Here is a 26,160-nt window from a genome sequence, read left to right as displayed (position 1 = left end):
CGCGCGATATGGTCATGCTATGAGTCAGTATGATGACTTCCAAGTCTGGACTCCAGAGTCTAAACAGGCTCGAGAGTTACGCGCCATGCTGCGTCGCCTCGATGCCTTAGAGAAAGACAAACGAAGAGAGCAGAACCGTTTAGAGGCCTCTCAAATTAGCGGGGCTTCCGAGCGCGTGCTCGAGTCCATCGAAGCCATGATAGCGAGCCTAGAAGCCGAGATTAAACGGCTGACATCGGATGTTGATAACCATATCGATGGCGATCCACAGCTCAAGAAAAACAAAAGCCTTCTGATGTCCGTGAAGGGTGTAGGCCACGTTATCAGCCGAGAGCTGGTGAGCTTATTCGCGGTGAAGCAATTTAAAACCGCCAAGCACTTTACTGCTTATCTAGGGCTCATACCTAAGCTCCAGGAGTCTGGAAATATGAAAGGTCGAGTTGCTCTGAGTAAACAAGGGCCTTCTCGAATCAGAGCGAAAATCTACATGGCGAGTGTCTCTGCTGGCACTCATAATCCAGATATTATTAAACAAAAACAACGGCTTTTAGCCGCCGGCAAGCTAAAAATGCAGGCGATAGGAGCTGCCATGCGTAAGCTGATGCAGATCTGTTACGGTGTAATCAAACACCAGCAAGAATATCGACCTCTAGCGACGTGAAATTATCGCTAGAAGTCGGTTGTGAGAGATGGTATCTACTTTATCCACTCTATTAATTGTTTGGCAATGTCGCTGTGGTCCTGTTGGCCACGGAACGCTTCACGCCAAGGCCCGGCGGCGATCACCGGTACATCTTCTCCGGTGTGGCCGGTGGTGGTGAAGCCACTGCCTGTGTGAAAGCGCACAATATTCACCAACAGTTCATGAATTTGATCAGTTTTGTCGGTCGCTGTGAGCGAGGCCACACGGTTCAACTCTGCTTGTTGAGCGGTGCTGAGCGGGTAGGGTATCGCGTGCGAAATATAAGCGTCCCAGTCAATCCGAGGCATGTTCGTTAGCGCGCGGGACATAACATACAAGCTGCGCTGAATTTCATGCAATAAAGCAGCGCGGAACTGATACTGGCCGTCGGCACCCATGGTAAAACCACCTGTGGAATGGTCGGCTGTAACCACCAACGCCGTGTCATCGCGCCCTTCTACATGCGCTACAAGATATTCTAGCGCGGCTTCGAGGTCGGCTACTTCATGCATGGCACAAGCGATATCACGGGCGTGTCCACACCAGTCAATCATCGAGGCTTCAATCATTAATACATAAGGGCGACCGTCGGCTTCAATAAGCCGCAGTGCTTCTTGGGTGAGTGTTTTTAAGCGCGGTTGGTCGTCGATAACATAAGGGAAGCTGTCTTCATGGAGCAGCGCAACCACAGGCAAGCGATATTGGCTCTGTAGCCCTTCGGTACTCTCTACCACGCGCGCACCATGGCGGGTTAAGTCCGCTAAGTAATCAACCCTTTCACCCGCGTCATTTTCAAAGCGAAAGTGACGGCGACCTGAGCCAATGAGCAAATCAAATTTAAGCTGACCGTCGGGGCGTGGCTCCGCATATTGGCGCGCAATTTCCTTTTCTTGGCGGCGGCTTTCAACATGGGTAAAGAATGCCGCTGGCGTTGCGTGGGTAATGCGGGTAGTGGCCACCGCTGCGGTGAGGTAGCCATTATTCTTGGCAATTTCCATCATGCTGGTTACCGGTTCGCGCTCTGCGTCTACACCAATGGCACCGTTGTAGGTTTTAATACCAGACGCCAAAGTGGTGGCACCGGCCGCTGAGTCGGTGACCAGTGTGGAGTCGGCAGGGTAGGTGCTTGCTGCGCCCACCAAATACTGGTCAAACAATGTGGGCTGCATATCGGCCTGCTGAGTTTCGCCACGGCCGTCTTTAAAGTAACGATAAGCAGAAAGGTAGGGATACCCCATGCCGTCACCGATAACTAAAATAATGTTTTTGGGTGCGTTTTCTGCGCGAGCTTGGCTCGAAAGCAACAATGCTAGCGCGCCCAATAAAACCAATAACCAACGTTGCATAATAAGCCTCTGGGTAAAATTAACGTTTACGATTCTGTTCACGATTCTCAAGTTTACTTAATGGATCTTTCCGTAACATGACATAAGTGGCACCCGCGCCGCCATGTTGCCGCTGTGCGGTATGAAAGGCGAGTACCGGCTCGAGTTCGGGCAACCACTGATTACACAAACTCTTCAGCAATGCGGGGCGTTCGGCACTCCGTTTTCCTTTGCCGTGAATTAAAACTGCGGTACGAACGCCGTAGCGGTAGCAATCTTGAATAAAGCGGGCAACTTCCACGCGCGCTTCTTTTACTCGCATTTGGTGCATATTCAGGCTTGCCTGAGGCTCGTAATTACCGCGTTTTAGTTGACGAAATACACCGTCTTGCACGCCGTCGCGGCGCCATTCAATAATGCCGTCGGGTTCTACCCACTCGCGCACTTCGTCGGTAAGGCCTTGGGCGGGATCGGTGCGCTCTTCAGCAACAGCTGCCTCCCGTTTCAGAGCATGATTTTCAGTTTTCTCGGTACCATAACTTACCACTGCAACAGGATCGCTCTTAATGGGCTTAACCCCTTGCATGAGCTCCCGAAATAATTCGGTGTCATTATTGGCCATGGCATACCTCTTCACTGCAGTGTTGCATTATGCATGGCTGCCAGAATAGCAAAATTTTACCGCCGCGTTAATTGAGATAAGCGCAAGAAGTCTTGAATTGGTCGTTAAACGTAGGCGAATAAAAAAAGGCGCCGCAAGGGCGCCCAACACGTTGCTATGTTTGACTGAATTCAAAACGATAGCTGTGCGCTTAACTGAAAGCGGTCTAAATTGCCTTCAGCACCACTGAGTATTTCTCGCGTGGCACGGCTAATCTCACCGCCCACAACCAGACGCTCATTTACTTGGTACATGAGGTTTGCTGCAATACGTTGTGAGCTTTTATTAGCAGCAGGGCCGGTGAGTGACTCCAACTCTTCTACGTCAATGCTCGAGAAAATAAAGTTAGTGCGCACTTTGCTATTCCAAACGTGGCGATAGGCGGCGCTGAATGAAGTCAGGTCAATAGCGTCGAGCCGATTCGTGTCGTTTACTACGGCTGCATTGGCAAAGTTTACGCCCACATAACGGCCGAGCCCTTGGCCATGTACTACGCCTAAACGAAGATCGTGAGCGCCGAACTCAATTTTGCTGGTCAGGTTTATGCCAAATGCGTTTACCGTATCGTCTACCCCCGCGGCTACATCGCGATATTCGATTCGGCGCATAATGCCGCCAATGCTGTAATGCACGTTATTCACTTTGTTGCTGTAACGAGCGGTAATGTCGGGCATAGCGGTGTCGCCGGTGGTCACCCTGCTGGTACCGCCTTGGTAGGGAGTTACCGTAGACTCGGGTGCTTCAAGCGCAAAGGAAAAGCCGTTACCTGCAGTGTAGCGAATTTGCGCTTGGCGGTTGAACACGGTGGCGTCGGCGATGCCAATAAAGTCAGGTGCTTCGGGTAAAATAGCAAGGTCTTGGAAGTTAGTCCACGTTTGCCCCGCTAGCCAGTTGCCGTAACGTAAATAAATTTGTCGCATACGCGGGCTATAGCTGTTGGTTACGCGTTTATCGCCACCCGCGGTGCCGAGAAAATCGAGCTCGAAGTAGCCTTCAATTTTTTCGCCATTCGATAAGGTTTGCGTAGCGCGCAGCCAAATGCGGCTTTCGCGTGCATGAAAGTCGGTATAGGTATTGCTGTCGCCGCCAATCGGGGTGAGCCCCGGAATGTAGAAGTCGCGGCCAATACTGCCCGAGGGCAAGTCTCCGCTGTCGGTCCGCGTAACCATGGCGTCGAGCTTCACATAGCCACCCACGCTGTATTCTGTTTGAGCTTCGGCGCTGCCGACACTGCCAAGGGTAGTCAGCGCGATAGCCAGCGCTGAGCTAGACAAATAGTGACGAGCCTTCATGGGCTGTTCCTCTTATTTTGGTTTAAGGTATCGTTTCTAACCACCTTTTGTGGTTGTATGAACGCTTGTTGTTGTATGAAAACTGTACGTGCTGAAGGCGAATTATCAATCTAGACTATGGTCGAATACGTTTCGCGGGCTAAAGCACGTATAAATAACGGCATCAGATATCAGGAGGAGTATTATGTCTGCAAAAACTTACCCGCTGGCCCCTGAGCAGCAAGCTGGCGCTCACTTAGACACAGCAAGTTACGAAACCATGTACCAACAGTCGATTAACGAACCGGAAAAGTTCTGGGCTGAGCATGGCAAGCGTTTGAGCTGGTTTACCCCCTACACTCAAGTGAAAAACACTTCATTCGCGCCCGGCAATATCGATATTAACTGGTTTGCAGACGGTACCTTGAACGTTTGCTACAACTGTGTGGATCGCCATTTAGGTGAGCGAGCCGACAAGCCTGCCATTATTTGGGAAGGCGACGATGTAGACGTACAAAAGCAACTCACCTTTAAAGAGTTACATGAGCAAGTGTGCCTGCTGGCCAATGGTTTGAAAAAGCTTGGTGTAGAGAAAGGTGATCGTGTTGCCATTTATATGCCCATGGTGCCTGAAGCCGCCGTTGCGATGTTGGCTTGTGCCCGCATTGGTGCGGTGCATTCGGTTATATTTGCCGGCTTTTCGCCGCATGCTATCGCGGATCGCGTGAATGATTGTAGTGCTAAGGTTGTCATTACCGCCAACGAAGGTCGCCGTGGCGGCAAAACCGTAGGTGTGAAGGTTAACGTAGATAAAGCGTTAGCGAATAATGCGTGCCCAAGCGTAACCAACGTTATTGTAATGAAGAACACAGATCTCGACAGCGACATGCAAGCGGAGCGCGATTTGTGGTGGCATGAGCTGACCGGAACTGTCGACACCGACTGCCCAGCAGAAGTGATGAACGCGGAAGATCCGCTATTTATTCTCTATACCTCTGGCTCAACAGGGCAGCCGAAAGGGGTGTTACATACTACTGGTGGTTATTTGGTGTATGCGTCCATGACGCATCAGTACGCTTTCGATATTCGTGAAGACGACGTGTATTGGTGTGCCGCCGACGTGGGTTGGATTACCGGCCATAGTTATATCGTGTACGGTCCGCTTGCCAATGGCACCACAACAGTGATGTTCGAAGGTGTGCCGACATACCCCGACGTATCGCGCATTGGTAAGGTGATTGATAAGCATAAAATAACTATTCTTTATACGGCACCGACGGCGGTGCGCGCGCTGATGGCGAAGGGCGACTTTGCCGGCAAAGGCAGTACCCGCTCGAGCTTGCGGCTAATGGGTAGTGTCGGAGAGCCGATCAACCCGGAAGCTTGGGAGTGGTACTATAAAACCATTGGCAACAGCGAATGCCCAATTGTCGACACCTTCTGGCAAACCGAAACCGGCGGCATTATGATTGCGCCGTTCCCCGGCGCAGTCGACGAGCTGAAGCCCGGTTCAGCCATGGTTCCGTTCTTTGGTGTGCAGCCCAGCTTGGTTGACAACGAAGGCCAAGAGCTCAGTGGTGTTTGCGAAGGCAACTTGGTCATGCTCGACAGCTGGCCCGGGCAAGCCCGTACTTTGTGGGGTGATCATGATCGATTTGAGCAAACCTATTTTAGCACCTACAAAAACCGTTATTTTACCGGCGACGGTGCGAAACGAGATGCAGACGGTCACTTCTGGATTACTGGCCGCGTAGACGACGTACTGAACGTGTCCGGTCACCGCTTGGGTACCGCCGAGATTGAAAGCTCATTGGTAGCCCACGAAGCCGTAGCAGAAGCTGCTGTGGTGGGTTACCCACACGACTTAAAAGGTCAAGGTATTTATGTATATGTGTCCTTGGTAGACGGCATTGAGCCAACGGAAGCATTACAGAAAGAGCTGATTGATTGGGTTCGTAGTGACTTAAGCCCTATTGCAACGCCCGACATAATACAATGGGCCGAAGGCTTGCCGAAAACGCGTTCGGGTAAAATTATGCGCCGGATATTGCGTAAAATTGCCTGTAACGAATGCAGTAATTTGGGCGACACCTCTACGCTCGCTGATCCGGGTGTGGTAGATTCTCTTATTGAGAATCGCGTAAACCGGTAATTGGTATAATCGTTGGTGTTAAATAAACGCCGGTTACGCTTAGGCTAACCGGCGTTTTTGTTTGCCGACAAAAAAGGTAACCCAACCATGACACGACTGCTCATTGCAGACGATCACCCGCTGTTTCGAGAAGCCTTGCAAGGTGCGCTCAGCCAACATTTTTCCGCGCTGGAAATTACCGAAGCAGACAGCTTAGAAGCCACACTCAAGGTGCTCGAGCAGGACGATGAATTTGATTTGCTGTTGCTCGACCTACACATGCCGGGTGCGGGCGACTTATATGGGCTGATTCGGATTCGTAAAGACTACCCGCTGTTGCCCGTAGCGGTAATTTCAGGTACCGAAGACGTACAAGTGATTGGCCGTTGCATGGGGTTTGGCGCACTCGGGTATATTCCGAAGTCGATGAATTCCGCCAGTATTGCCGCTGCTATTTCCGCCATTTTAGAAGGCGACGAGTGGGTACCGGAAAACGTACGCGCACAGATAGCCGACGTGAGCCAAGCCGATATTGAGCTGGCCGAGAAAGTGGCAACCCTAACGCCACAGCAATACCGCGTGTTGTTTCACGTACACGAGGGGCTGTTAAATAAGCAAATTGCGTGGCAGCTGGGCATTACCGAAGCCACGGTAAAAGCGCACATGACCGCGATTTTCCGTAAGCTCGATGTGTACAGCCGAACACAGGCCGTGTTATTGGCGGAACGTTTGCAATTAGCTCCGCCAGAAGAGCACGAAGCGGCGCAAAAAATCTAGCGCGCGGCTTTCGCGCGCTGCAACACCTGTAGCAAGGATTTAAGCTGCGCAGGTTTGAGTGGCTTGGCTAAGAACTGCAGTTGCTGTTGGCGCGCCTGCTCTTTTAATTCTAGCTCCCGCACAGCGGTAATTAACGCACCAGGAACCTCTTCTTGCCACAGCTGGCGCAGTTGTTGTGCCAGTTGAATACCGTCGGGCTCCGGCTCGCCATTTGCTTGGGTACCGAGCTGGTAGTCGAGCAACATACCGTCGACGGGTGGATTTTCTGCCGCCCATGCCAACGCCTCTGCTCCACTGGTAAAGCGCACACATTGCACTCCCCAACGTGAGAGGAGTGCTTCGAGCGCATCGAGATTGTCATTTACGTCGTCGACGCAAAGCAATGACATACCAGCGTGAATGGGTTTTTGTGAACGAAGTGTACGTTGCGGTTGAATGTGCTCGGCTTTGCCATACGGAACTTTTACGGTGAAGCAGCTGCCGCGGCCTAAGTTCGAGCGCAGGGTAAGTGGGCAGTCGAGTTGTTCGGCCATGCGCTTGGCAACGCTAAGGCCAAGTCCGACGCCACTTACCGAGCCCTTATGTAAGCGCACAAAGGCTTCGAAAATGGTACCGAACTGGTTTTCGGGAATACCGGGCCCGGTGTCGTATACTTGAATTTCAACACAGTGTTGGCGAAGCCGAACTGCCAATAGCACTTTGCCGCGGTCACTGTACTTGAGTGCATTGGATAAGAAATTTTGCACGATGCGGCGCAAATACATGGGATCGGTTTCAATAACGGCATTGCGTATGCGGGTATGGAATTCCGACTGCAATTCGCGGGCGAGTACCGTATATTCCTCCACTAACGGGTCGAGAATGTCGCTCAGCTGAATATGCTTGCGCTGCGGCTGCATAGCGCCTTGTTCCATTTTTGCAATCGCCAATAGCGAACTGAGCAAGTTCTCGGTGGAATTGAGCGCGTTATCCACCTTGTTAAGCAGTGACGCAGTGTTCGGCTCTAGGCTTTGTACATCGACCGCCGACAAATAAAGCCGCGCGGCATTAAGGGGCTGTACAATATCGTGGCTAGCGAGGGCTAAAAATCGTGTTTTACTGGCATTAGCGTTCTCGGCTTCCGCCTTAGCGGCTTGTAGTTGCTTTTCAATAACCCGGCGGCGTTCAATTTCTTCGGTGAGTTCGCGGTTGATTTCACGTACTTCTTGGGTGCGCGTTTCAATGCGGGCTTCCAAGTTTATATTGGCGTCTTCTAACGCTTGCTGCGTTTCAATATGGCTGGTTACGTCGGTAAATGAAGTTACAAATCCGCCGTCGGGTAACGGGTTGCCAACCATTTCAATAACTCGACCGTCGGAGCGACGACGAATGAAACGATGAGGCGAACCTTCCTGCATGTAGCGTAAGCGCTTACTCACCAGTTCGTCTACTTCGCCGACACCACATTCGCCCCGCTCGGCGTTATAACGAATAAGATCGGCAATGGGCCGCCCGGGCTGCACCATGCCGTCGGGGTACTCAAAAAGTTCAAGGTAACGCTTATTCCAGACCACTAACCGTAAGTCTTTGTCGACTACAGAAATGCCCTGGGCGAGGTTCTCCAGTGAGCTGTACATAATCGACTGTTGGGTTTGCAGCGCCTGCGTGGTGTCGTCGAAAAAGTGCACCACTTCCTCAAGTTTCAGTTGGCGGTTGACCAACGCAGCGGACACCAATGAACGGGCGCTGGCGGCGCCCAGAACACCGGCAATGGCCCGTTCAGTAAAGTCGGTAAACTCTGGGGTAACCGTGTCTTGCGGCTGTAAGGGCGAGTGCTTTTGGTATTGCTCCAAGAGTTGCTGCGAGCGCGGCCCGCCAAGGAAAGTTTCGAGCAGCAACATCAGGTCGCTCACTAACGCGTGTGAGCCGGCTTGCGGCGTATGGCGACGTACCTGCGAGCGAGGCTTTACAAAGGCTGTTGCTTGAATTTTATCGAGCAGCGACGGCTCAGCGAGCAAGCTAAAGAGATAGTACGTGATTGCATTGGCGAGCACACTATAAAGGGTACCAAAGGTAATAATGCTTTCGTTCTGCGAGGTGTCTGAATTAATAAGCGGCAGTAACAGGAGTACTAGCCAGGTGAGGGAGCCCACGGCTAAGCCCATGTAAACGCCACGGGCGTGGCCTTTACGCCAGTACAGACCGCCAAGCACGGCGGGAATAACCTGTAGTACCACAGAAAAGGCCAACAACCCGATACTAACCAAATTCAGTTCGGCCATCCACAGGTGGTAACACAGCCACCCTAGAATTAATACCAACACAATTGCAGTGCGGCGCACGGTGAGCAAGCGCCGGTAAAAACGATGCGCCTGCGGAATTTTCTGTCCGCTACGGGCCAGCCAAACCGGCATAATTACGTCGTTACTGATCATGGTGCTGAGCGTTAACGTGGCAATAATGACCATGGCCGTGGCAGCGGAAATACCACCGATATAAACCAAAATAGAGAACGCAGTAATGCCTTGTTCTATGGGCAGGAGTAGGGCATACACGTCGCCGCTCACTGCGGTTGGAAACAGGCCTTGGCCCGCCCAAGCCGTTACGGCAATAGCACCTGCGGTTAGTAATAAATAAACTGGGAAAAGCCAACGGGCGGTTTTAAGGTGGTTTACATTTACGTTGTCCACCACACTTACGTGGAACTGGCGAGGCAAACAAATAATGGCGCCCGCGGCCATCATTAATTGAATAATAAACTCTGGGGTGAGTGCACTCAGCGGCGCCCAACCTATGCTTCGTGCCACTTCGGGCAGCAACGCTACGCCTTCTGCCTGGGCATTGCGCCATACCACCCAAACAAACACTGCGCCGGCACAAAGTGCGATGAGCTTCACGGTCGACTCGAAAGCAATCGACAGCATCATACCACTACGATACTGGGTAATGTCGATACGTCGGGTACCAAAAGCGATGGCAAAAAGCGCCATCAATAATGCAACCACCAGCTCCTTATAAGTGCCGCCGGTGGCGCCTGGGTTAAGGTTCGATAAAACATTAAAACTCATGCCTACGGCTTTCAGCTGCAGCGCAATATAAGGAATAATTGCTGCTGCCGAAATGAGCGTAATCACTAACGCCATACGGTGGCTTTTGCCATAGCGCGAGGCAATAAAGTCGGCCAGCGAGGTAATATTTTGCTGCTTACTTACCCGTACCATTTTTTCCATTAATGGCAGTGCAAAAATATAGAGCAGCGCAGGGCCGAGCAGTATAGGTAAGAAACTCCAGCCGCCATTCACCGCATTGCCAACCGCTCCATAGTAAGTCCACGAGGTACAGTAAATGGCGAGCGACAGGGCATACACCCAGGGGTGGAGGCTTAATTTGTAACCCCGTGAGGCACGTTGCTCCCCCCAGAGCGCAATAATAAACAACAGGGCAATATAAAAAAGAGCACTAACAATAAGGGTGAGTATCATGCGAAAAATCCCAGTGAACGTTCGCGCTTACCATAGCATAGCCACTTACTTTTTCACTCGCTTCATACCTTCTTATTCGACCAAAGTTGAATTTCCCTTTGCCCATTCCTCGGCAATGCTGTAACGGTCGAAAAAGGCACAAATAAAACAAGAACAACCTGGAGGGGTTATTTATGGCATTTGAATCAGACCAACATGCCAAAGACTATTGGAAAGAGAACTTATCGCTCATGCTGAAATTGCTAGCGGTTTGGTTCATCGTTTCCTTTGGTTTTGGCATTATTCTGGTGGATGTTCTCAACCAAATCACGTTCTTCGGCTTTAAGCTGGGGTTCTGGTTTGCACAGCAGGGCGCCATTTATACTTTCATCATCTTGATCTTCATCTACATGTCGAAGATGAACAAGCTCGATAAAAAATACAAAGTGGATGAGGAGTAATCACGATGGACATTAAAACGCTTACATTTATCGTGGTTGGCCTCACCTTTGCGCTCTACATTGGTATTGCTATTTGGGCGCGGGCCGGTTCCACCACAGACTTCTACGTAGCAGGTGGCGGTGTTCCACCGGTCGCCAATGGTATGGCGACAGCCGCAGATTGGATGTCGGCCGCCTCGTTTATTTCAATGGCGGGCCTTATTTCAATTCTAGGCTACGACGGCAGTGTGTATTTGATGGGCTGGACCGGCGGTTATGTTCTGCTGGCACTGTGTTTAGCGCCTTACTTGCGAAAATTCGGCAAATTTACCGTGCCGGACTTTATTGGTGACCGTTATTATTCACAAACCGCGCGTACCGTTGCCGTTATTTGTGCCATCTTGGTATCGTTCACTTATATTGCTGGGCAAATGCGCGGTGTGGGGGTGGTGTTCAGCCGCTTCCTGGAAGTAGACATTACCACGGGCGTATTGATTGGCATGGCATTGGTCTATTTCTACACCTTACTGGGTGGTATGAAGGGCATTACCTACACGCAAGTTGCACAATATTGTGTGTTGGCGTTCGCCTACACAGTTCCCGCGGTGTTCGTAACCTTACAAATGACCGGTCACTTCTTACCACAAACGGGTTTCGGTGCTACCTTGGCCGACGGCTCTGGGCAATACTTGCTGCAACGGCTCGACGGTTTGTCGACCGAGCTTGGCTTTGCCGCCTACACAGACGGCTCGAAGTCGCCCATTGATGTATTTGCCATTACCATGGCGTTAATGGTGGGTACGGCTGGTTTACCGCACGTAATTATTCGCTTCTTCACGGTACCGAAAGTGAGTGATGCGCGTAAATCGGGTGGTTGGGCGTTAGTGTTTATTGCAGTGGTGTATACCACAGCGCCGGCTATTGCTGCGATTACTAAAACTAATATTCTGAATACCATTAATGGCCCCGACCAACAGGGCGTAATGTATGAAGACGCGCCAACCTGGATTACCAACTGGGAAAAAACCGGCTTGATTGGTGTTGGCGAAGCAGCGAAGGCGGGTGATGAGCCCATGTTCTTCTCGAACGACGAGCGCAGCAATGTGCGTGTTGACGCCGACATTATCGTATTAGCGAGCCCGGAAATTGCCAGCTTACCGAATTGGGTTGTAGCTTTGGTAGCCGCCGGTGGTGTTGCCGCGGCACTGTCTACTTCGGCAGGTTTATTGCTGGTGATTTCGAGTTCCGTTTCGCACGACTTAATGAAGCGAACCTTAATGCCGCAAATTACCGACCGGCAAGAGCTGTTAGCAGCGCGTATAGCGGCCGGCTTCGCGGTGTTAATTGGGGCTTATTTCGGGATAAATCCGCCCGGCTTTGTGGCGCAGGTGGTCGCCTTTGCGTTCGGTTTAGCCGCCGCTTCGTTCTTCCCTGCTATTATTTTGGGGATCTTCCACAAGCGTATGAATAGCACGGGTGCTATTGCGGGTATGGTGGTTGGCGTGGTGTTTACGCTGAGCTACATTATTTATTTCCGCTTTATCAACCCTGCGGCAGACAACCCTGAACATTGGTGGTTTGGTATTTCGCCTGAAGGTATTGGTACCTTGGGTATGATGTTCAACTTCGTTGTTGCTTTTGTTACTTTGAAGTTCAGCAAAGACGCACCTGCCGACATTCAGGAAATGGTGGAGTCGATTCGCTATCCGAAAGGCGCTGGCGCTGCAGTTGACCATTAAACCGTGGTATTGATTAAAAAGCCCCGCACCGCGGGGCTTTTTTCTACCCGTCCCGAAACGCCCACAGGCGACCTTGAAATGGCTATAGAATTTACAAGCGGGCGCGCGCAACTTGGTGTTTAATAGAGAGGAGCAAAGGAGTATTGGAATGGCTGAAGAACGTGAAGAATATCAAGTTTTAAAAAATACGCCGCCCTTCGACGTTTTATCTGAAATGGACTTTAAATTTGCGCTTGAAAACATGCAAGCCATGTATTTAAGCAAGGAAAGCCGCGAAGAAATTATTCAGTCGGGTCGCTCGCTGTTGTATTTAGTGCGCTCGGGTACCTACGACCTAGTGACGCAGGACGACCGCCGCCTTGAGCGTTTGGAGCAAGGCGACTTATTTGGTTTCCCGTCGCTGTTAAGCGGGCGCAAGGTAACGAATCGCATTGATGTGGTGGTAGACGGTATTGTATGGACCTGGCCGGAACAGACTTTTCATGCCTTACGCCAACGCTCGCAAGCCTTTGAGCGCTATTTTCTCGACGCGCATAGTCGCCGTTTACTGTCGGAGCACAGGCCTGATCAAGCAAATGACTGGACGGTAAAAGCGTTGGCCGACGTGGTTACCCGAGAGCCGGTAAAGGTGAGCGCCGACACCACGATTCGTGAGGCGGCAAGACTGATGTCGGAACAGCGCGTTTCCAGCCTGTTGATTACCGAAGGGCATGCATTGCGCGGTATTATCACGGATCGAGATTTACGCAACCGGGTGGTGGCCGCCGGTTTAGACACCTCGGTTTCGGTGGCCGCTATTATGACGCCTATGCCGGCTGTGGTGTATGCCCATCAGAGCCTATTCGACGCCTTAACCATTATGGGGCAAAGCAATATTCATCATTTGCCGGTGGTAGACAGCAACGAGGCGCCGGTGGGGGTGATTACGGTAACGGACTTAATGCGCCAACAACGCAGTGAGCCGGTGGTGCTCATTAATGCGTTGTTTAAAGCACCTACCCGAGAAGCGCTAATTCAAGAGGCAAAGCAAATTCCCGATTATCTGCGTACCTTTGCGGGGCGAGTTCGCGATATTGGTACTCTTGGTCGGCTGCTGGCGTCTTTAACCGACGGCCTAACGCGGAAATTGATTAGCCTTTATGAGCAAGACCATGGCCGCGCGCCTTGTGCCTACGTGTGGCTTGCATTTGGCTCTCAGGCGCGGCAAGACCAAACGCCAGGCTCGGATCAAGACAACGGCTTATTGCTGGCCGACGATGCGAGTGAAGCTGCGCGCGAGTGGTTTATGCATATGGCAACTTATGTGTGTGAAGGCTTAGGGGAATGCGGGGTAAGGCTTTGCCCTGGCGACGTAATGGCGATGAACCCGAAATGGAATAAAACTCGCTTGGAATGGCGTGAACAGTTTCAAAAGTGGGTGCGTTCACCTACACCAGAAGCCATTTTGCACAGTATGATCTTTTTCGATAGTCGGCTAATTTCGGGTCACCACGGGCTGTATCGGCAGCACCGCGAGCAGGTGGCGGAGCTGGCTAAAAATGATATGTTCCTTGGCAATATTGCACGCCACATTGGTACCTTAAATGTGCCCTTGGGGTTGTTTAATCGGTTACGTACTACGGCCGACGACCAAGGCGATTATATTGATGTGAAAAAGCAAGCGATTGCTGTTTTGAACGACATTGTTCGGCTGTATAGTTTGGCGCATGGCCTTACCGTTGCGGCAATTCCTGAACGGTTAGCGCAGTTAAAAAATAGCAAGCTCTTAGCGGCGCGAGACAATCAAAATCTTTTGGAAGCGTGGCAGTTTTTAACACATTTACGACTGAACGCACAGCTTTACCGAACCTCGGAGAAGCTGCCGGCCAACGCGATTGATCCCGAGCGTTTGAGTACCTTGCAGCGGCGCCAATTAAAAGCTGCGTTTCGGGTTATTAAAGAGGCGCAACAAGGTGTGTCGCTGAAGTTTGGGCGTAATCTCTAAATGAAATGGTTGCAGCATATTTGGCAAGGAAAAGGGAGTTGGCGAGATGCGCGCTGGGTTGCTATCGACTGTGAAACGAACGGGCTGAATGCTCAACAAGACGCTTTGCTGAGTGTTGCTTGGGTGCCGATAGAGCCGCCTTTTATACCTTTGGCTAAAAGTGGTTATGCACTGATTCAACACCAACAACCCTTAAACCAGAGTGCGGTGGTGCACCAGTTGTCGCAACATCAATTAGCCGGGGGGCTGGCACTGCCTGAGGCGTTACGGCAATTAAAGGAAGCAACGGACGGCGCTATTTTGATAGCACATCACGCGCAATTTGACCGAACGGTGCTGCAGCGTGCAATGCAGCTGTGCAACATAGACTGGCAACCACAGGGCTGGTACGACACACTGCGCGCGGAACAACGCGTGCTGGAGCGCAGCAGTGTGGCTTTAAAGCAAGACAGCTTAACCCTCGCGCGGTGTCGTAGCCGTTATGGGTTATTGCCGTTTCATGGTCACCATGCGCGTAGCGACGCTATTGCATGCGCGGAGTTGTTTCTTGCGCAAACCTACGTGGCACAGGGGCGTAAGCCGCTCACCCTCAACGCGGTATTGGCGCGCGGTCGTTAGGCTCGGTCTGTGCGTTGGAGCTTATCACCACAAGATCTCGGGCTTGCACGCCCGCAATGGGTGTACTGTCGCGGGCTTGCAGCCGGCTCGAGTTGGCAAAAACTTCGGTCACCACAAAGGCTGCTGGGTTCAGTTGCCATTGTTCGCGATACCGACCAAGCTCGTCGTAGAAGCCGCCACGGTGCATTACCTGCAATTCAGCGCCCACTTGGAGTTGGTGTTTACTGCCGAGGTTAATGGTGACCTGCTCGCCTTGTGCAGCAACAACTTGGCCGCGTAAGGGTTCGCAGCCCAGTGTTTCGTCGAGGCCACGCACTAAATCGCGCATGCTGGTTTCAAGCCGCGTACCAAAATCGCTTTGCCAAAACTGCTCACTGCTTACGTTCACTTGCTCTGTGTAATGAAAATTCCATGGGCTTTTGCCCGCTACGCTTGCGCGTGTTTTCAGTTCGCCGGAAATTCCGTCGAATAAAAATAGGGTGAGTTCATAGCTGCGGTCGTAATTGGGGTGGCGCCAAAATGCTAAATTGACGCCATTTTGTGGCGCCGCGCTGAGGTCATTAAAAACCCCGGCGACCACATACTGGCTGTTGTGCTCACGTGCCACTCTGCGCGCGTATTCGCCGAGAGCGGGGGTGTCGTTGCGCTCATATTTGGCAAGAAACCCCTGTGGGCCTTGCAATTGGTGCTGAATAAACAAGCGTTGGCTATGCTGGCCGAGTAAACGGGTGAAGCGAAAGGAGCTAGCTGCCGGCATGTCGTGTATTTGCCCGTGCTGTAAGTGGTCGCGGTGTTTCACTTCAAATGGCGCAATAACTAAGCCTGATTTGTAGTCGTTTGCGCTGCAAGACTGTACGTTCGGGCGAACTAATGCGCGTACGGTAATTTCTATACGTTGGCCGTTAATTCGTTCACGAACAAGTTCAACGTGTTCAATTGCGCCTTGGCTTTGCCACTGAATGTGCTGGCCAGTAATCACGCCGTTTACCACGTCTTCGACACTGGTTACACTGCCACCCGCCAAGTCGAGGCTTTGCCGCAGTGCGCTTTCCATGGCACGTGCTCGTGCCGCGTCTACATCATTATTAATAATAGGTGCCCAGCCTTTGGTTTCGTACCAATCTGCGGCATGGGCCGGAGGGCATAGCGCGACTGCAAGCACGGCAAGCGCAGTAAAAATTCGCCACATTTTTGACACCTTTTTCAGCAAAAGTTGAATTCACGGCTTAACTATGCAGATTCTGTGCCGATACAGAGCGCAGAGAGAATAAATAAAGGCGGTGAATTATGACCAGTAAACGCAGCATTCATGCCGCAACTGCGGCGGGTGCATTCGCCATTGTGTTGAGCGGTTGCAGCGCTCACTTAGAGCGCCATGTTGAATATGAAACGATCCAGCCTGAACACTATCCGGTACTTACCGCAACGGGCTATGCGCCGGTAGCGAAGCAGCAGGCGGAAACAGAGCAAGAGCGGATTTTACTGGCGATGCGTGCGTCGCGGCTCGAAGCCTATCGAGAACTCGCCGAGCAAGTTCAGGGCGTATACCTTACGGGGAGCACGCAAGTTTCCGATATGATGGTGCAAAGCGACCAATTTCGTACTCAAGTGAGCGGGCTTATTCGCGGAGCGGAAGTGGTGCGCAGTTACCCCGTAGGCGACTACTATGCAACGGAACTGAAAATGGACTTTGAGCGTTTACACCATTTGTTTATTAGCACGGCGCGCCCACAGCGGGTAAAAAATATAATTTACTATTAAGCTTTTATGCTTTTTTCACCAAGGCCGCTGGATGTGCGGCCTTTTTCGTTGTAGGTGCCGGCGGCGGTGCCGTGAAGGGTTTGCAGTTCACTGCGTAAGGTCTGAATGCGGCCGAGTGTGAGGCGAATAACTTGGCCATTCACTTCGTTTTGTTGCCGCACAACAGCGAGCAGGCTTTCAATAGCGGAGCGAAGCTCGGCAATTTCAGGGTTCGCATTCAGCTGCTCGCGGTCTGGGTGTTGGGCAATGCTTTTATCGGTGGCTTCAATAGTAGCAAGCAAAACGCCCTTGCGTTGGCTGTGCTGCTCGAGCGCAGGGGCATCGCGCTGTTCGAGAGCTTGCAACTCAAGGGCCTGTATTTCTTGCAACGCTGTTAATTGCTCATGTTGTTGAGTGAGCAAGGCAACGAGCGACTCAGTCATAATAAAGCGTAAACTGTGAACTATGAACGACGGGCGGTGCGAACATCGCCAAACATGTCGCTTTCAAAGTTCGCTATTTTTGCTGCCAAGCGCTCTGCATTCACGGAGTAGCTACCGTCAGAAATTGCTTTTTTGATGCGATCAATTTTTTCTTGATCGACACCAGAATTAGCTTCTGCACGGCGCTGTAACTGCGTAAGTTGCTGTGCTTGCTTGGTTAACGACACTGCGTCTTGCCGCGGTGCAGCTGTGGTATTTTGCACATTCGGCTGCGCAGAGCGCGTTTGTTGCTCGGCTCTTGCGTTGTTAAGTGCTTGATTAACACTAGAATTTAACTTATCGATTGCCATGATTTGCCCCTACAAATGATCCTCTACAGCCAGTGTATCGGCAGCAAGAGGTACTACTTTAATGCTTTTTGATGTTTTTTTGCACATTTATTTAACAGCTTAAACAGTTTTTTCTTTGCACCGATTAAATAGCGATTTGTCGGTCACTTTTATCTGCCAATTGTGCTATCTGCCAATGGTAACCTGGCCCGTTGCAGTGACGACGCCCTGAATGTCTTTGTTGCTACTCGGGTTGCGTATGGTTATGCGCTCACCCAGCAGGCCGTCGCTGCGCGCTACACCCGTTGCCGTAATTTGTAAATTGCCTGCCTGAGAGATGATCGTAACATCTTCGCCTCTGCAGACAAAGCAGGTATGGCGAGCCTGGATGGCCTGATTGGCACCAATGCGGCGTTTTACCCGGGCGCCAATGAGCGCTTCAGGATTAGAAAATACAGAGTCGCGTACTTGGTGAATATCGACTTCGCTCAGCATTAGGTCGTTCTCGCCAATAATTTGGCCGACGGCAAGATTTCGCTGGGTTACTACAATCTCCTGCATTTGTTGTATACGCACCGACACATAAAGGCGCCAAGGATCTTGCGGGTCGGCACACTCCACTTGCACGGTTGCATGGCGGTCTGGAATTTGGTTGCCTGCTAGAGTGAAATTTAGCGCTTGAGTACAAAAGCGCGCGGGCATGCGCTCGTCAAGCGAGGTGACTTGCACACGCGTGGAGCCGTCTGTTTCAGCGAGAATACTGTGCACGTAGTCGCTTACGCCAGCGGTAATAGTGGTATGCGATATTTCACTAGCAAACACTGCGGGAACTGGCGACAAAATGAGCGCGCTATATAAGAAGAGGTGAGCTATAATGCGTTTCATGTGAAAACCTCAGTGTATTAAGTGGTTCAATTTAAAGCTTATTGGCTATCTGATCGGCGAAAAAAACGTTATAAATAACGACATACATCAAGTTTTCGCTTTTTTCGTCGACGTATAGTAAAGCTTGGTAGAGCTTCATCTCATGCGTGCACAACACAGTGTTGCAACATGAAGGTAAAGAGCGAATCTTTTAAAGAGCTATGCAAAGCTCGTGCCGACAAAAAAATGACAGGGTGATTGGCGGCTTCATGTCGCGAACCACTGAATTTAAAGTAACGACTAGAATTTAACGGAGCGCGTTATGGCCGGAATTATGGATACAGTGAACCAACGTACGCAACTGGTAGGGCAGAACCGGCTCGAATTGTTGCTATTCCGGTTACATGGTCGCCAGCGTTTTGGCATAAACGTGTTTAAAGTGCGCGAAGTGCTGCAGTGTCCAAAGCTCACTTCAATGCCGCATAGCAACCCCTATATTCGCGGCGTTGCGCATATTCGTGGGCAAGCCATTTCGGTTATCGATTTAAGTTTAGCAACCAAAGGCAAACGCATTGAAAATTTGGAAAACCGTTTTATTGTCATCGCCGAATACAACCGCTCGGTGCAGGGGTTTCTGGTGGAAGGTGTCGAGCGCATTGTCAATATAAAATGGGAAGACGTAATGCCACCGCCAAAAGGCGCGGGACGCACCAGTTATTTAACAGCAGTGACCGAAATTGAGAACGAGCTGGTGGAAATTATCGACGTTGAGAAAATTCTCGAAGAGATTTCACCCGCAAGTACCGAAATTAGTGAAGAACTGCGCTCGGCGCCCGAAGGTAGAGACTGGTCGGAAACCATATTGCTGATTGCCGACGACTCTGCGGTGGCACGTAATCAAATTAAACGCGCACTAGAACCGTTAGGCATTCCTATGGTGACTCAAAAGGATGGACGGGACGCGCTAAACTGGTTAAAAGAGAAGTCGAAAGAGCTCGGAGGCGACATTAGCCGCGTAGTGCCACTCATGATTTCCGACATTGAAATGCCAGAAATGGACGGATATACCCTCACTGCGGAAGTAAAAGCGGATCCAGCCTTGAAGAACATGCATATTATTTTGCATACTTCGCTGAGTGGAGTGTTTAACCAAGCCATGATTAAAAAAGTAGGCGCCGACGACTTTATTGCTAAATTTCATCCGGATGAATTGGCTGGCGCGGTTCGCAAGTGGCTCGGCGTTGATGTAAGTGCAGAGAACGCCTCTCAGTAAGCTATTTTCTTTAAGCCATTGGTAAAAAAATATAAGGTTGGTCAGTCGTTTGTGTCGAATCGTGAATTAGGGAACGCAGAGTACGATCAGTTTCGAGAGTTTCTCGAGCATCAGTGTGGCATCGTACTTGGCGAAAATAAGCTGTATTTAGTAAAGAGCAGGCTGGCCCCGCTCATGAATCAATTTGGTATTGATTCGCTGTCGGAATTGGTGCGTCGCTCTATGCAATTTAGTGAGCGGGCGCTACGCAGTGCAGTGCTCGACGCCATGACCACTAATGAAACCCTGTGGTTTCGCGACATTTACCCCTTCGAGTTGCTTAAAAATCGGCTTTTTCCGGAATTTAAGTCTTTACAGCGGCCCTTGCGTATTTGGTGTGCAGCGTCGTCGAGCGGGCAGGAGCCCTTCTCCATCGCCATGGCGTTTCTAGAGTGGCGCAGCAAAAACCCCGGTGGGCTGCCACGTGGGCTCGATATTGTCGGCACCGACATTTCGAATAAAGTTCTGGAGCAAGCAAAAGTTGCAGAGTTTGACGGTTTAGCGCTCGCACGTGGTTTAAGCCCCGAGCGGCAAAAGCGTTTTTTTGAACCTGCAGAGGGGAATCGCATGCGGGTAAAAAAAGAGGTGCGGGACTTTGTTTCGTTTCGCCATCTTAATTTACTCGACAGTTATACTTTACTGGGTAAATTCGACATTATTTTTTGCCGCAACGTATTGATTTACTTCTCGGCGGACAACAAGCAAAAAATACTCACGCAAATTCGCGGCTCACTGCAGCCTCATGGTTATTTAATGCTAGGTGCCTCGGAGTCTATTTCTGGGCTTAGCGAAGACTTTGAGATGATTCGCTGTAATCCTGGCATTCTCTATCAGCGCAAAACCTAGCAATACCCAAGGCGGCAACACTTGCCGCCTTTGCCGTTCCTCTCTAAATCATTTCTAACGTACCCTTAAATAGTTGGCACAAAATTTGCTCGCCTGTAATCGTGGTTACACAGGAGACAAAATTATGTCGATCAGTATTGAGAAAGGCTTAGGTATTCACCCCCACGCCCTGTTGGCGCGGGAAAGACGTGCTGAAATATTGGCAAGTAACATCGCGAATGCCGACACGCCCGGCTACAAAGCACGGGATCTTGATTTCCGCGCGGCCCTCCAAAATGCCCAAAACCGGCAAGACTTCACCCTTGAACGCAGTCATTCGCAGCATTACTCGGTGACCTTGCGTGGCCAAGGAGATGAAAAATTTCGTGTTCCTAATCAACCAGATACAGGTGATGGCAATACAGTAGATGTGCAAGTGGAACGAAACTTGTATCTGAGAAACGCAATGGAATACCAAGCAAGCTTGGCTTTTTTAAATAGTCGAATTTCCGGCATGAACAAAGCACTTACAGGGCGTTAATTATGAGTTTGTATTCAGTAATGGACATCGCAGGCAGTGCCATGAGTGCGCAAAATGTGCGCCTGAACACTACCGCCAGTAATTTGGCGAATGCGAACTCAGTGGCTAGCTCAGCCGGTGAAACTTATAAAGCACGGCACCCGGTTTTTGCCCCCCAGTTACAGCAAGCCTTACAAGGTGGGCCGGGGCAAAGCAGCATGCGGCAAAGTAGTGCAGTGGGCGTGCAAGTGCTTGGTATTGTGGAAAGTGACAAGCCGTTGGTGATGGAGTATGCACCGAATCACCCAATGGCCGACGAGAATGGCTATATCTATAAGCCTAATGTAAATGCAATGGAAGAGATGGCGAACATGATGTCGGCGTCGCGCTCTTACCAAACCAATGTTCAGCTCGCAGACACAACCAAGCAGTTATTGAGCCGAACCTTGCGCATGGGCCAACAGAGTTAACGTAAAGGCGGAGTAACCCCCGATGATTAACACATCAACGAACAGCGCAATTGACAACTTGTATTGGCAAGAGCGCGAAGTGGCACAAGCAGCGGACCCTGCAGACGATCGTCTGTCGCAGGCCGACTTCTTCCGGCTGCTTACGCAACAGCTGAATATGCAAGATCCCACCAAGCCGGTGGAAAATGATCAGATGATTGCGCAAATGACCAACTTCACCATGGCGGAAGGCATTACCCAAATGTCGGAAGAGTTTCGTCAATTTGCCGCAAGCATGACCTCTAATCAGGCTTTGCAGGCGTCTTCACTGGTTGGACAAAAAGTGCTGATTCCGTCGGATGTGTCGTATTTGAGTGAGAAGCGGCCGATTGATGGTGTTATTTCTTTACCGCAAACAGGTGAAGACGTAACGCTGCGGATCAAAGACGAAGCCGGTGCGGTGGTGCACACCATTGATCTCGGTAATTTACCGCAAGGTCAACACACCTTTAGTTGGGACGGCGTATTGCCCGACGGCACACGCGTGCCGAATGGCGACTACATTGTGGAAGCCAGTGGCCGCATAGGCGGCACGAGTGAAGCGTTACCCGCACTTACTTATGGCTACGTTGAGAGCGTGAGCATGGGCGGCGAACGCGGCGTTATTCTTAATCTTGAGTCGATTGGGCGAGTAGACCTGAAAGACGTGATTCAAATTACAAGTGGCGGCGCTTAAGCCCAGCCATCAAAAAAACAGAGGTGATTTATGTCATTTAATATTGCACTGAGTGGATTGTCGGCGTCGCAGAAAGACTTGGATGTAACGGCAAACAATATCGCGAACGTAAAAACAACGGGCTTCAAGCAGTCGCGCGCGGAATTTGCAGACGTGTACGCAGCGTCTATTTTCTCGAATAACCGTACCAAAGTGGGTGACGGCGCTTTAACCTCGATGGTAGCGCAACAGTTCTCGCAAGGTACCTTAGAATTTACCGAGAATGCGCTCGATATGGCCATTAAAGGCAATGGCTTTTTTGCCACGGCACCTACCTTAGCGTCGCAGGACTTGTCGTACACACGGGCAGGTAATTTTAAACTAAACCGCGACAACTTTATTGTGGACAACGAAGGTAACTACTTACAAACCTTCCCTGTTGACCGTCGTTCAGGCTCGACTTCGTCGGTAGCCTTGAGCACTATGGAAGCGGTACGCATACCAGATGTGGCAGGTGCGCCTTCGCAAACGTCGAATGTTTACACCGCATTTAACGTCGACGCGCGCTTAACCGAAATACAAGAAACAGCGCCGGGTGTCTCGAACTTTGACCCTAGCCAAGCGTCAACCTATCATTCTTCTACTTCAACCACGGTGTATGACTCGCTAGGTGAATCGCATGTAGTGAATTTGTATTTTGTGAAGCGCGAAGCGAATGAGTGGGACGTGTACGCGACCTTTGACGGCCAAGAAGTAAACCTCAACACTGCAGATCCAAGTGCAACAAGTGCCGCCGGATTTACCGGTACGCGGGTAACCTTTGACGCGTCGGGGAATCCGGATGTAACCCCACCTAATGTAAGTTTCCCACCGGTAGACTTTGATTTAAGTGCAGGCTTATTGGGTAATGGTGCCGACACCAACCAAAATATCCAAGTGCACTTCCAAAACGAAGCGGGTACTGCAGTGCCAACTCAGTATGCTTCAAACTTTGAAGTGACCAGCTTGGCCCAAGACGGAACTACCGTAGGTCGACTCACCCGCGTTGAAGTAGACGCTTCTGGTTTGGTGGCCGCTTCATATTCGAATGGTGATACCCAGTATTTGGGCCGTGTAGCACTCGTAAACTTCGCTAATGAGCAAGGTTTACAGCAAAACGGGAGTACCAAATGGAAAGAAACCCTCGACTCGGGTGACGCTATCGCCGGTGAAGCCAATAGTGGCGTTTATGGCACTATTGAGTCGTCGGCGCTAGAAAACTCGAACGTGAACCTCACCCAAGAGTTAGTGGACATGATTATTGCGCAGAAGAACTTCCAAGCAAACTCACGGGCGCTTGAAGTGAACTCGCAGCTGCAAACCACTATTCTGCAGGTTCGTTAATCGCTTTTGCAATCGCTTCTTGAACGGAAGCATTGGCAACGCGCGGCTTTGGTCGCGCGTTTTTTTATTCCTCGCTCGCCCACTTTCTAATATTCTGGCACATATTGTGCATTGTTAATTGCGTGAAGTTTTAACTGACAAATTTTTGTCGAGGAGTACGCAATGGACAGTTTCTTGTATATCGCCATGAGTGGCGCCAAAGAAACCTTAAACGGTATCGCGCTACGTGCGAATAACCTGGCCAATGCCAATACCACCGGTTTTAAAGCCGACTTACAGCACGCGCGTTCTATGCAAGCGTACGGTGAAGGTTTGCCGTCACGGGTTTTTGCGATGACCGAAAGCCCGGGGCAAAACTATGCCGATGGAGCACTCAGAACAACCGATCGTGACCTCGACATTGCCATTCAAGGGGCCGGCTGGATAGCTGTGGCCGACGCCGACGGAAATGAAGCCTATACCCGTAACGGTAATTTACAAATGGACCCCAATGGCATGCTGCAAACCAGCAGTGGCCAACCTGTATTAGGCGACAACGGGCCTATTTTTGTGCCCACACCAATTGCCTCCATGTATATCGGGGCCGACGGCTCCATTTCAGTACGCCCTGAAGGTGCGCCGGAAAATGTAATTGAAATTGTCGACCGTATCAAACTGGTGAATCCGGTAAATCGAGACATGGAGCGGCGAGAAGACGGCTTGTTCCAAATGAAAAATGGTGAACTGGCACCTATAGACGGGCTGGTGCGAGTTCAGCAGGGAGCACTAGAAGGCAGTAACGTGAACCCGATTGAAGAAATGACGCACATGATCGCCATGCAACGGGGTTATGAGCTGAACGTGAAAATGATGAAAACTGCGCAAGAGAATGACCAGCGCGCTGAACAATTAATGAGAATTATCTAATGCTGACCACTTCAATCACGAAACGTCAGCTTAAGCGGAAAGAGGTGACTTATGCATCCCGCCTTATGGATTAGTAAAACCGGGCTAGACGCGCAGCAGCGCGACATATCAGTAACGTCGAACAACCTTGCGAATGCGAGCACCATTGGCTTTAAAAAGAGCCGCGCAATCTTTGAAGACTTACTGTACCAAAACATTAATCAGCCGGGTGGCCAGTCGACCCAAGACACCGAGCTGCCTTCAGGCTTAATGATGGGCGCAGGCTCGCGTGTTGTCGCAACGCAGAAGAACTTTTCGCAAGGCAACATGATCACCACTGAGAACTCGCTAGACATGATGATCAGCGGCAAGGGGTTCTTTGAAATTCTCATGCCGGACGGTTCAATTTCGTACACCCGAAATGGCCAGTTTACCCTCGACGCAGAAGGTCAAATTGTAACGCCGGGTGCGGGTTATCCGTTGCAGCCGAATATTAATGTGCCCGACGAAGCGCTTTCGCTAACAGTAAGCCGCGACGGTGAAGTGTCGGTGGTGCTGCCTGGGCAGGCCGGTAATCAGGTTATCGGCCAAATCAATATGGCGTCGTTTATTAACCCAGCTGGACTCGAGCCGATTGGTGAAAACCTGTTTAAAGAAACCGCCTCAAGTGGTGCTCCACTGCAGGGAATTCCTGGTGTAGACGGTATGGGAAGTATTCAGCAGGGATCGTTGGAAACGTCGAACGTAAACGTAACTGAAGAGTTGGTAAACTTAATCGAAGCACAGCGCGTGTACGAAATGAACTCGAAAGTAATTTCGTCGGTTGACCAAATGCTTGGCTTCGCTATTCAGCAGCTATAACGCCATTCGGTTGAGAAGGGGTAAAACGATGACGCAGTTCAAATTTATGTTACGGGTGAGCGCGCTGGCACTGCTGTTAAGTGCTTGTGCGTCGCAACCTGAGCCGCGGCCCATGCCGGACGACCCCTATTATGCGCCGGCCATGCCCGATGAAATGGAACCGCCTGCAACGCCCAACGGCTCGTTATTTAACAGCCGCAGTAGTACGCAAGTGAACGGTTTGTATTCCGACATTCGCGCGCGTAATTTGGGCGACATTATTACCGTGCAGCTGCAAGAAAGCACGCAGGCGTCGAAAAGCGCTTCAACGGGGCTTTCGCGTAACTCGAATGTGAATTTACCAACACCCAATGTATTAGGGCGTGACTTAACCTTTCGTGACTATTCGTTATCGGCCAACCTGCAAGGTGACACCAGCTTCTCTGGCGACGCGCAAGCAGACCAAAGCAATAGCTTGAGTGGTGAAATTACGGTAACCGTTATTCGGGTGCTGCCCAACGGCAATTTGATTGTGCGGGGCGAAAAGTGGCTGACCTTAAACAATGGCCAAGAGTATGTACGTTTAACCGGCATTATTCGTCCGCAAGACGTGCGCTCCGACAATACCATTTGGTCGAATCGCGTTGCCAATGCGCGTATTGAATATTCGGGAACCGGCAGTTTAGCCGACACCCAACGCCAAGGCTGGCTGACACGCTTCTTTAATGGTCCTTTGTGGCCGCTGTAATCTCGCTTTCGGAGTGAACGCAATGAAAAACAAGACGTT

General features: G+C 50.8%; 25 protein-coding genes. 17 read left to right on the top strand and 8 right to left on the bottom strand.

Annotation, left to right across the window (positions count from 1 at the left end):
- On the top strand, positions 1-661 hold a 661-nt coding region (locus DQW12_RS12935), incomplete at its 5' end, for a transposase (RefSeq protein WP_232819946.1).
- Positions 662-696: 35 nt separating this feature from the next.
- Here the strand turns inward: DQW12_RS12935 and DQW12_RS12930 are convergent.
- The 3 genes from DQW12_RS12930 to DQW12_RS12920 all read right to left on the bottom strand — a co-directional run bounded on the left by DQW12_RS12930 (position 697) and on the right by DQW12_RS12920 (position 3,960).
- Positions 697-2,028 carry an alkaline phosphatase gene (locus DQW12_RS12930; protein ID WP_113908288.1) on the bottom strand — a complete coding sequence of 444 codons (1,332 nt, stop codon included), beginning with the start codon at positions 2,026-2,028 and terminating at the stop codon, positions 697-699.
- A 19-nt stretch (positions 2,029-2,047) separates the two neighbouring features.
- A complete protein-coding gene (gene smrA, locus DQW12_RS12925; protein ID WP_113908287.1) occupies positions 2,048-2,629 on the bottom strand; it encodes a DNA endonuclease SmrA in 582 nt (193 codons plus the stop codon).
- A gap of 170 nt (positions 2,630-2,799) precedes the next feature.
- Complete coding sequence (locus DQW12_RS12920) at positions 2,800-3,960, bottom strand: DcaP family trimeric outer membrane transporter (RefSeq protein ID WP_113908286.1); 1,161 nt, start codon at positions 3,958-3,960, stop codon at positions 2,800-2,802.
- A 184-nt stretch (positions 3,961-4,144) separates the two neighbouring features.
- Here DQW12_RS12920 and acs point away from each other — a divergent pair, with 184 nt between their 5' ends.
- Together acs and DQW12_RS12910 are read left to right on the top strand one after the other, a co-directional pair.
- Positions 4,145-6,091 (top strand): acetate--CoA ligase, encoded by a 1,947-nt coding sequence (gene acs, locus DQW12_RS12915; RefSeq protein WP_113908285.1) that lies wholly within the window; start codon positions 4,145-4,147, stop codon positions 6,089-6,091.
- An 87-nt stretch (positions 6,092-6,178) separates the two neighbouring features.
- Positions 6,179-6,847, top strand: coding sequence for a response regulator transcription factor (locus DQW12_RS12910; RefSeq protein WP_113908284.1), 669 nt, complete (start codon positions 6,179-6,181; stop codon positions 6,845-6,847).
- Here DQW12_RS12910 and DQW12_RS12905 read toward each other — a convergent pair.
- Positions 6,844-10,308, bottom strand: a complete 3,465-nt coding sequence (locus DQW12_RS12905; RefSeq protein ID WP_113908283.1) for a PAS domain-containing hybrid sensor histidine kinase/response regulator — start codon at positions 10,306-10,308, stop codon at positions 6,844-6,846. The genes DQW12_RS12910 and DQW12_RS12905 overlap by 4 nt on opposite strands.
- 173 nt (positions 10,309-10,481) lie before the next feature.
- Between DQW12_RS12905 and DQW12_RS12900 the strand changes: the two genes are divergently transcribed.
- The 4 genes from DQW12_RS12900 (at position 10,482) to DQW12_RS12885 (ending at position 15,068) form a co-directional block, all read left to right on the top strand.
- Positions 10,482-10,748, top strand: coding sequence for a DUF4212 domain-containing protein (locus tag DQW12_RS12900; RefSeq protein WP_113908282.1), 267 nt, complete (start codon positions 10,482-10,484; stop codon positions 10,746-10,748).
- Between the two features lie 5 nt (positions 10,749-10,753).
- Complete coding sequence (locus DQW12_RS12895; protein WP_113908281.1) at positions 10,754-12,466, top strand: sodium:solute symporter family protein; 1,713 nt, start codon at positions 10,754-10,756, stop codon at positions 12,464-12,466.
- A 148-nt stretch (positions 12,467-12,614) separates the two neighbouring features.
- The gene (locus DQW12_RS12890; protein ID WP_113908280.1) at positions 12,615-14,450 is read left to right on the top strand and encodes a DUF294 nucleotidyltransferase-like domain-containing protein; all 1,836 of its coding nucleotides are present in this window, start codon (positions 12,615-12,617) and stop codon (positions 14,448-14,450) included.
- Positions 14,451-15,068, top strand: coding sequence for a 3'-5' exonuclease (locus DQW12_RS12885; protein ID WP_113908279.1), 618 nt, complete (start codon positions 14,451-14,453; stop codon positions 15,066-15,068).
- Here DQW12_RS12885 and DQW12_RS12880 read toward each other — a convergent pair.
- The gene (locus DQW12_RS12880) at positions 15,040-16,257 is read right to left on the bottom strand and encodes a flagellar assembly protein T N-terminal domain-containing protein (RefSeq protein ID WP_113908278.1); all 1,218 of its coding nucleotides are present in this window, start codon (positions 16,255-16,257) and stop codon (positions 15,040-15,042) included. The two genes, DQW12_RS12885 and DQW12_RS12880, sit on opposite strands and share 29 nt — an antisense overlap.
- 98 nt (positions 16,258-16,355) lie before the next feature.
- Here DQW12_RS12880 and DQW12_RS12875 point away from each other — a divergent pair, with 98 nt between their 5' ends.
- Positions 16,356-16,829, top strand: a complete 474-nt coding sequence (locus DQW12_RS12875; RefSeq protein ID WP_113908277.1) for an LPP20 family lipoprotein — start codon at positions 16,356-16,358, stop codon at positions 16,827-16,829.
- On the opposite strand, the gene flgN is transcribed toward DQW12_RS12875, so the two are convergent.
- The 3 genes from flgN to flgA all read right to left on the bottom strand — a co-directional run bounded on the left by flgN (position 16,826) and on the right by flgA (position 18,465).
- Positions 16,826-17,251 (bottom strand): flagellar export chaperone FlgN, encoded by a 426-nt coding sequence (gene flgN / locus DQW12_RS12870; RefSeq protein ID WP_113908276.1) that lies wholly within the window; start codon positions 17,249-17,251, stop codon positions 16,826-16,828. The genes DQW12_RS12875 and flgN overlap by 4 nt on opposite strands.
- Before the next feature lie 20 nt (positions 17,252-17,271).
- Positions 17,272-17,601 (bottom strand): flagellar biosynthesis anti-sigma factor FlgM, encoded by a 330-nt coding sequence (flgM, locus tag DQW12_RS12865; RefSeq protein ID WP_113908275.1) that lies wholly within the window; start codon positions 17,599-17,601, stop codon positions 17,272-17,274.
- Positions 17,602-17,766: 165 nt separating this feature from the next.
- Positions 17,767-18,465, bottom strand: coding sequence for a flagellar basal body P-ring formation chaperone FlgA (gene flgA, locus DQW12_RS12860; protein ID WP_113908274.1), 699 nt, complete (start codon positions 18,463-18,465; stop codon positions 17,767-17,769).
- 301 nt (positions 18,466-18,766) lie between these two features.
- Between flgA and DQW12_RS12855 the strand changes: the two genes are divergently transcribed.
- The 9 genes from DQW12_RS12855 (at position 18,767) to flgH (ending at position 26,121) form a co-directional block, all read left to right on the top strand.
- Complete coding sequence (locus tag DQW12_RS12855) at positions 18,767-19,717, top strand: chemotaxis protein CheV (protein WP_113908273.1); 951 nt, start codon at positions 18,767-18,769, stop codon at positions 19,715-19,717.
- A gap of 51 nt (positions 19,718-19,768) precedes the next feature.
- Positions 19,769-20,602, top strand: a complete 834-nt coding sequence (locus tag DQW12_RS12850; protein ID WP_113908298.1) for a CheR family methyltransferase — start codon at positions 19,769-19,771, stop codon at positions 20,600-20,602.
- A 124-nt stretch (positions 20,603-20,726) separates the two neighbouring features.
- Positions 20,727-21,122, top strand: coding sequence for a flagellar basal body rod protein FlgB (gene flgB / locus DQW12_RS12845; RefSeq protein ID WP_113908272.1), 396 nt, complete (start codon positions 20,727-20,729; stop codon positions 21,120-21,122).
- A 2-nt stretch (positions 21,123-21,124) separates the two neighbouring features.
- A complete protein-coding gene (flgC, locus tag DQW12_RS12840) occupies positions 21,125-21,571 on the top strand; it encodes a flagellar basal body rod protein FlgC (protein WP_113908271.1) in 447 nt (148 codons plus the stop codon).
- 22 nt (positions 21,572-21,593) lie between these two features.
- The gene (locus DQW12_RS12835; RefSeq protein ID WP_113908270.1) at positions 21,594-22,286 is read left to right on the top strand and encodes a flagellar hook assembly protein FlgD; all 693 of its coding nucleotides are present in this window, start codon (positions 21,594-21,596) and stop codon (positions 22,284-22,286) included.
- Positions 22,287-22,316: 30 nt separating this feature from the next.
- Complete coding sequence (flgE, locus tag DQW12_RS12830; RefSeq protein ID WP_113908269.1) at positions 22,317-23,648, top strand: flagellar hook protein FlgE; 1,332 nt, start codon at positions 22,317-22,319, stop codon at positions 23,646-23,648.
- A gap of 162 nt (positions 23,649-23,810) precedes the next feature.
- Complete coding sequence (flgF, locus tag DQW12_RS12825) at positions 23,811-24,554, top strand: flagellar basal-body rod protein FlgF (RefSeq protein ID WP_113908268.1); 744 nt, start codon at positions 23,811-23,813, stop codon at positions 24,552-24,554.
- 51 nt (positions 24,555-24,605) lie between these two features.
- Positions 24,606-25,394, top strand: coding sequence for a flagellar basal-body rod protein FlgG (gene flgG, locus DQW12_RS12820; RefSeq protein ID WP_113908267.1), 789 nt, complete (start codon positions 24,606-24,608; stop codon positions 25,392-25,394).
- Positions 25,395-25,422: 28 nt separating this feature from the next.
- Positions 25,423-26,121: a flagellar basal body L-ring protein FlgH gene (gene flgH / locus DQW12_RS12815; protein WP_232819993.1), complete on the top strand. Its 699-nt coding sequence runs from the start codon at positions 25,423-25,425 to the stop codon at positions 26,119-26,121.
- Positions 26,122-26,160 lie beyond the last annotated feature (39 nt).

This window comes from Aliidiomarina celeris (genome assembly GCF_003316875.1).
Taxonomy (GTDB): Bacteria; Pseudomonadota; Gammaproteobacteria; order Enterobacterales; family Alteromonadaceae; genus Aliidiomarina; species Aliidiomarina celeris.
This window is presented reverse-complemented; position numbering and strand designations above follow the sequence as displayed.

Bases quoted from the DNA above. Each gene is read 5' to 3' on its own strand.
- DQW12_RS12910 (WP_113908284.1), top strand. From the start codon at position 6,179: ATGACACGACTGCTCATTGCAGACGATCACCCGCTGTTTCGAGAAGCC.
- DQW12_RS12875 (WP_113908277.1), top strand. From the start codon at position 16,356: ATGACCAGTAAACGCAGCATTCATGCCGCAACTGCGGCGGGTGCATTC.
- flgA (WP_113908274.1), bottom strand. From the start codon at position 18,465: ATGAAACGCATTATAGCTCACCTCTTCTTATATAGCGCGCTCATTTTG.
- flgC (WP_113908271.1), top strand. From the start codon at position 21,125: ATGAGTTTGTATTCAGTAATGGACATCGCAGGCAGTGCCATGAGTGCG.
- DQW12_RS12880 (WP_113908278.1), bottom strand. From the start codon at position 16,257: ATGTGGCGAATTTTTACTGCGCTTGCCGTGCTTGCAGTCGCGCTATGC.
- flgB (WP_113908272.1), top strand. From the start codon at position 20,727: ATGTCGATCAGTATTGAGAAAGGCTTAGGTATTCACCCCCACGCCCTG.
- DQW12_RS12905 (WP_113908283.1), bottom strand. From the start codon at position 10,308: ATGATACTCACCCTTATTGTTAGTGCTCTTTTTTATATTGCCCTGTTG.
- acs (WP_113908285.1), top strand. From the start codon at position 4,145: ATGTCTGCAAAAACTTACCCGCTGGCCCCTGAGCAGCAAGCTGGCGCT.
- DQW12_RS12920 (WP_113908286.1), bottom strand. From the start codon at position 3,960: ATGAAGGCTCGTCACTATTTGTCTAGCTCAGCGCTGGCTATCGCGCTG.
- flgG (WP_113908267.1), top strand. From the start codon at position 24,606: ATGCATCCCGCCTTATGGATTAGTAAAACCGGGCTAGACGCGCAGCAG.
- flgM (WP_113908275.1), bottom strand. From the start codon at position 17,601: ATGGCAATCGATAAGTTAAATTCTAGTGTTAATCAAGCACTTAACAAC.
- DQW12_RS12885 (WP_113908279.1), top strand. From the start codon at position 14,451: ATGAAATGGTTGCAGCATATTTGGCAAGGAAAAGGGAGTTGGCGAGAT.
- flgF (WP_113908268.1), top strand. From the start codon at position 23,811: ATGGACAGTTTCTTGTATATCGCCATGAGTGGCGCCAAAGAAACCTTA.
- flgN (WP_113908276.1), bottom strand. From the start codon at position 17,251: ATGACTGAGTCGCTCGTTGCCTTGCTCACTCAACAACATGAGCAATTA.
- flgE (WP_113908269.1), top strand. From the start codon at position 22,317: ATGTCATTTAATATTGCACTGAGTGGATTGTCGGCGTCGCAGAAAGAC.
- smrA (WP_113908287.1), bottom strand. From the start codon at position 2,629: ATGGCCAATAATGACACCGAATTATTTCGGGAGCTCATGCAAGGGGTT.
- DQW12_RS12895 (WP_113908281.1), top strand. From the start codon at position 10,754: ATGGACATTAAAACGCTTACATTTATCGTGGTTGGCCTCACCTTTGCG.
- DQW12_RS12930 (WP_113908288.1), bottom strand. From the start codon at position 2,028: ATGCAACGTTGGTTATTGGTTTTATTGGGCGCGCTAGCATTGTTGCTT.
- DQW12_RS12890 (WP_113908280.1), top strand. From the start codon at position 12,615: ATGGCTGAAGAACGTGAAGAATATCAAGTTTTAAAAAATACGCCGCCC.
- DQW12_RS12900 (WP_113908282.1), top strand. From the start codon at position 10,482: ATGGCATTTGAATCAGACCAACATGCCAAAGACTATTGGAAAGAGAAC.
- flgH (WP_232819993.1), top strand. From the start codon at position 25,423: ATGACGCAGTTCAAATTTATGTTACGGGTGAGCGCGCTGGCACTGCTG.
- DQW12_RS12855 (WP_113908273.1), top strand. From the start codon at position 18,767: ATGGCCGGAATTATGGATACAGTGAACCAACGTACGCAACTGGTAGGG.
- DQW12_RS12835 (WP_113908270.1), top strand. From the start codon at position 21,594: ATGATTAACACATCAACGAACAGCGCAATTGACAACTTGTATTGGCAA.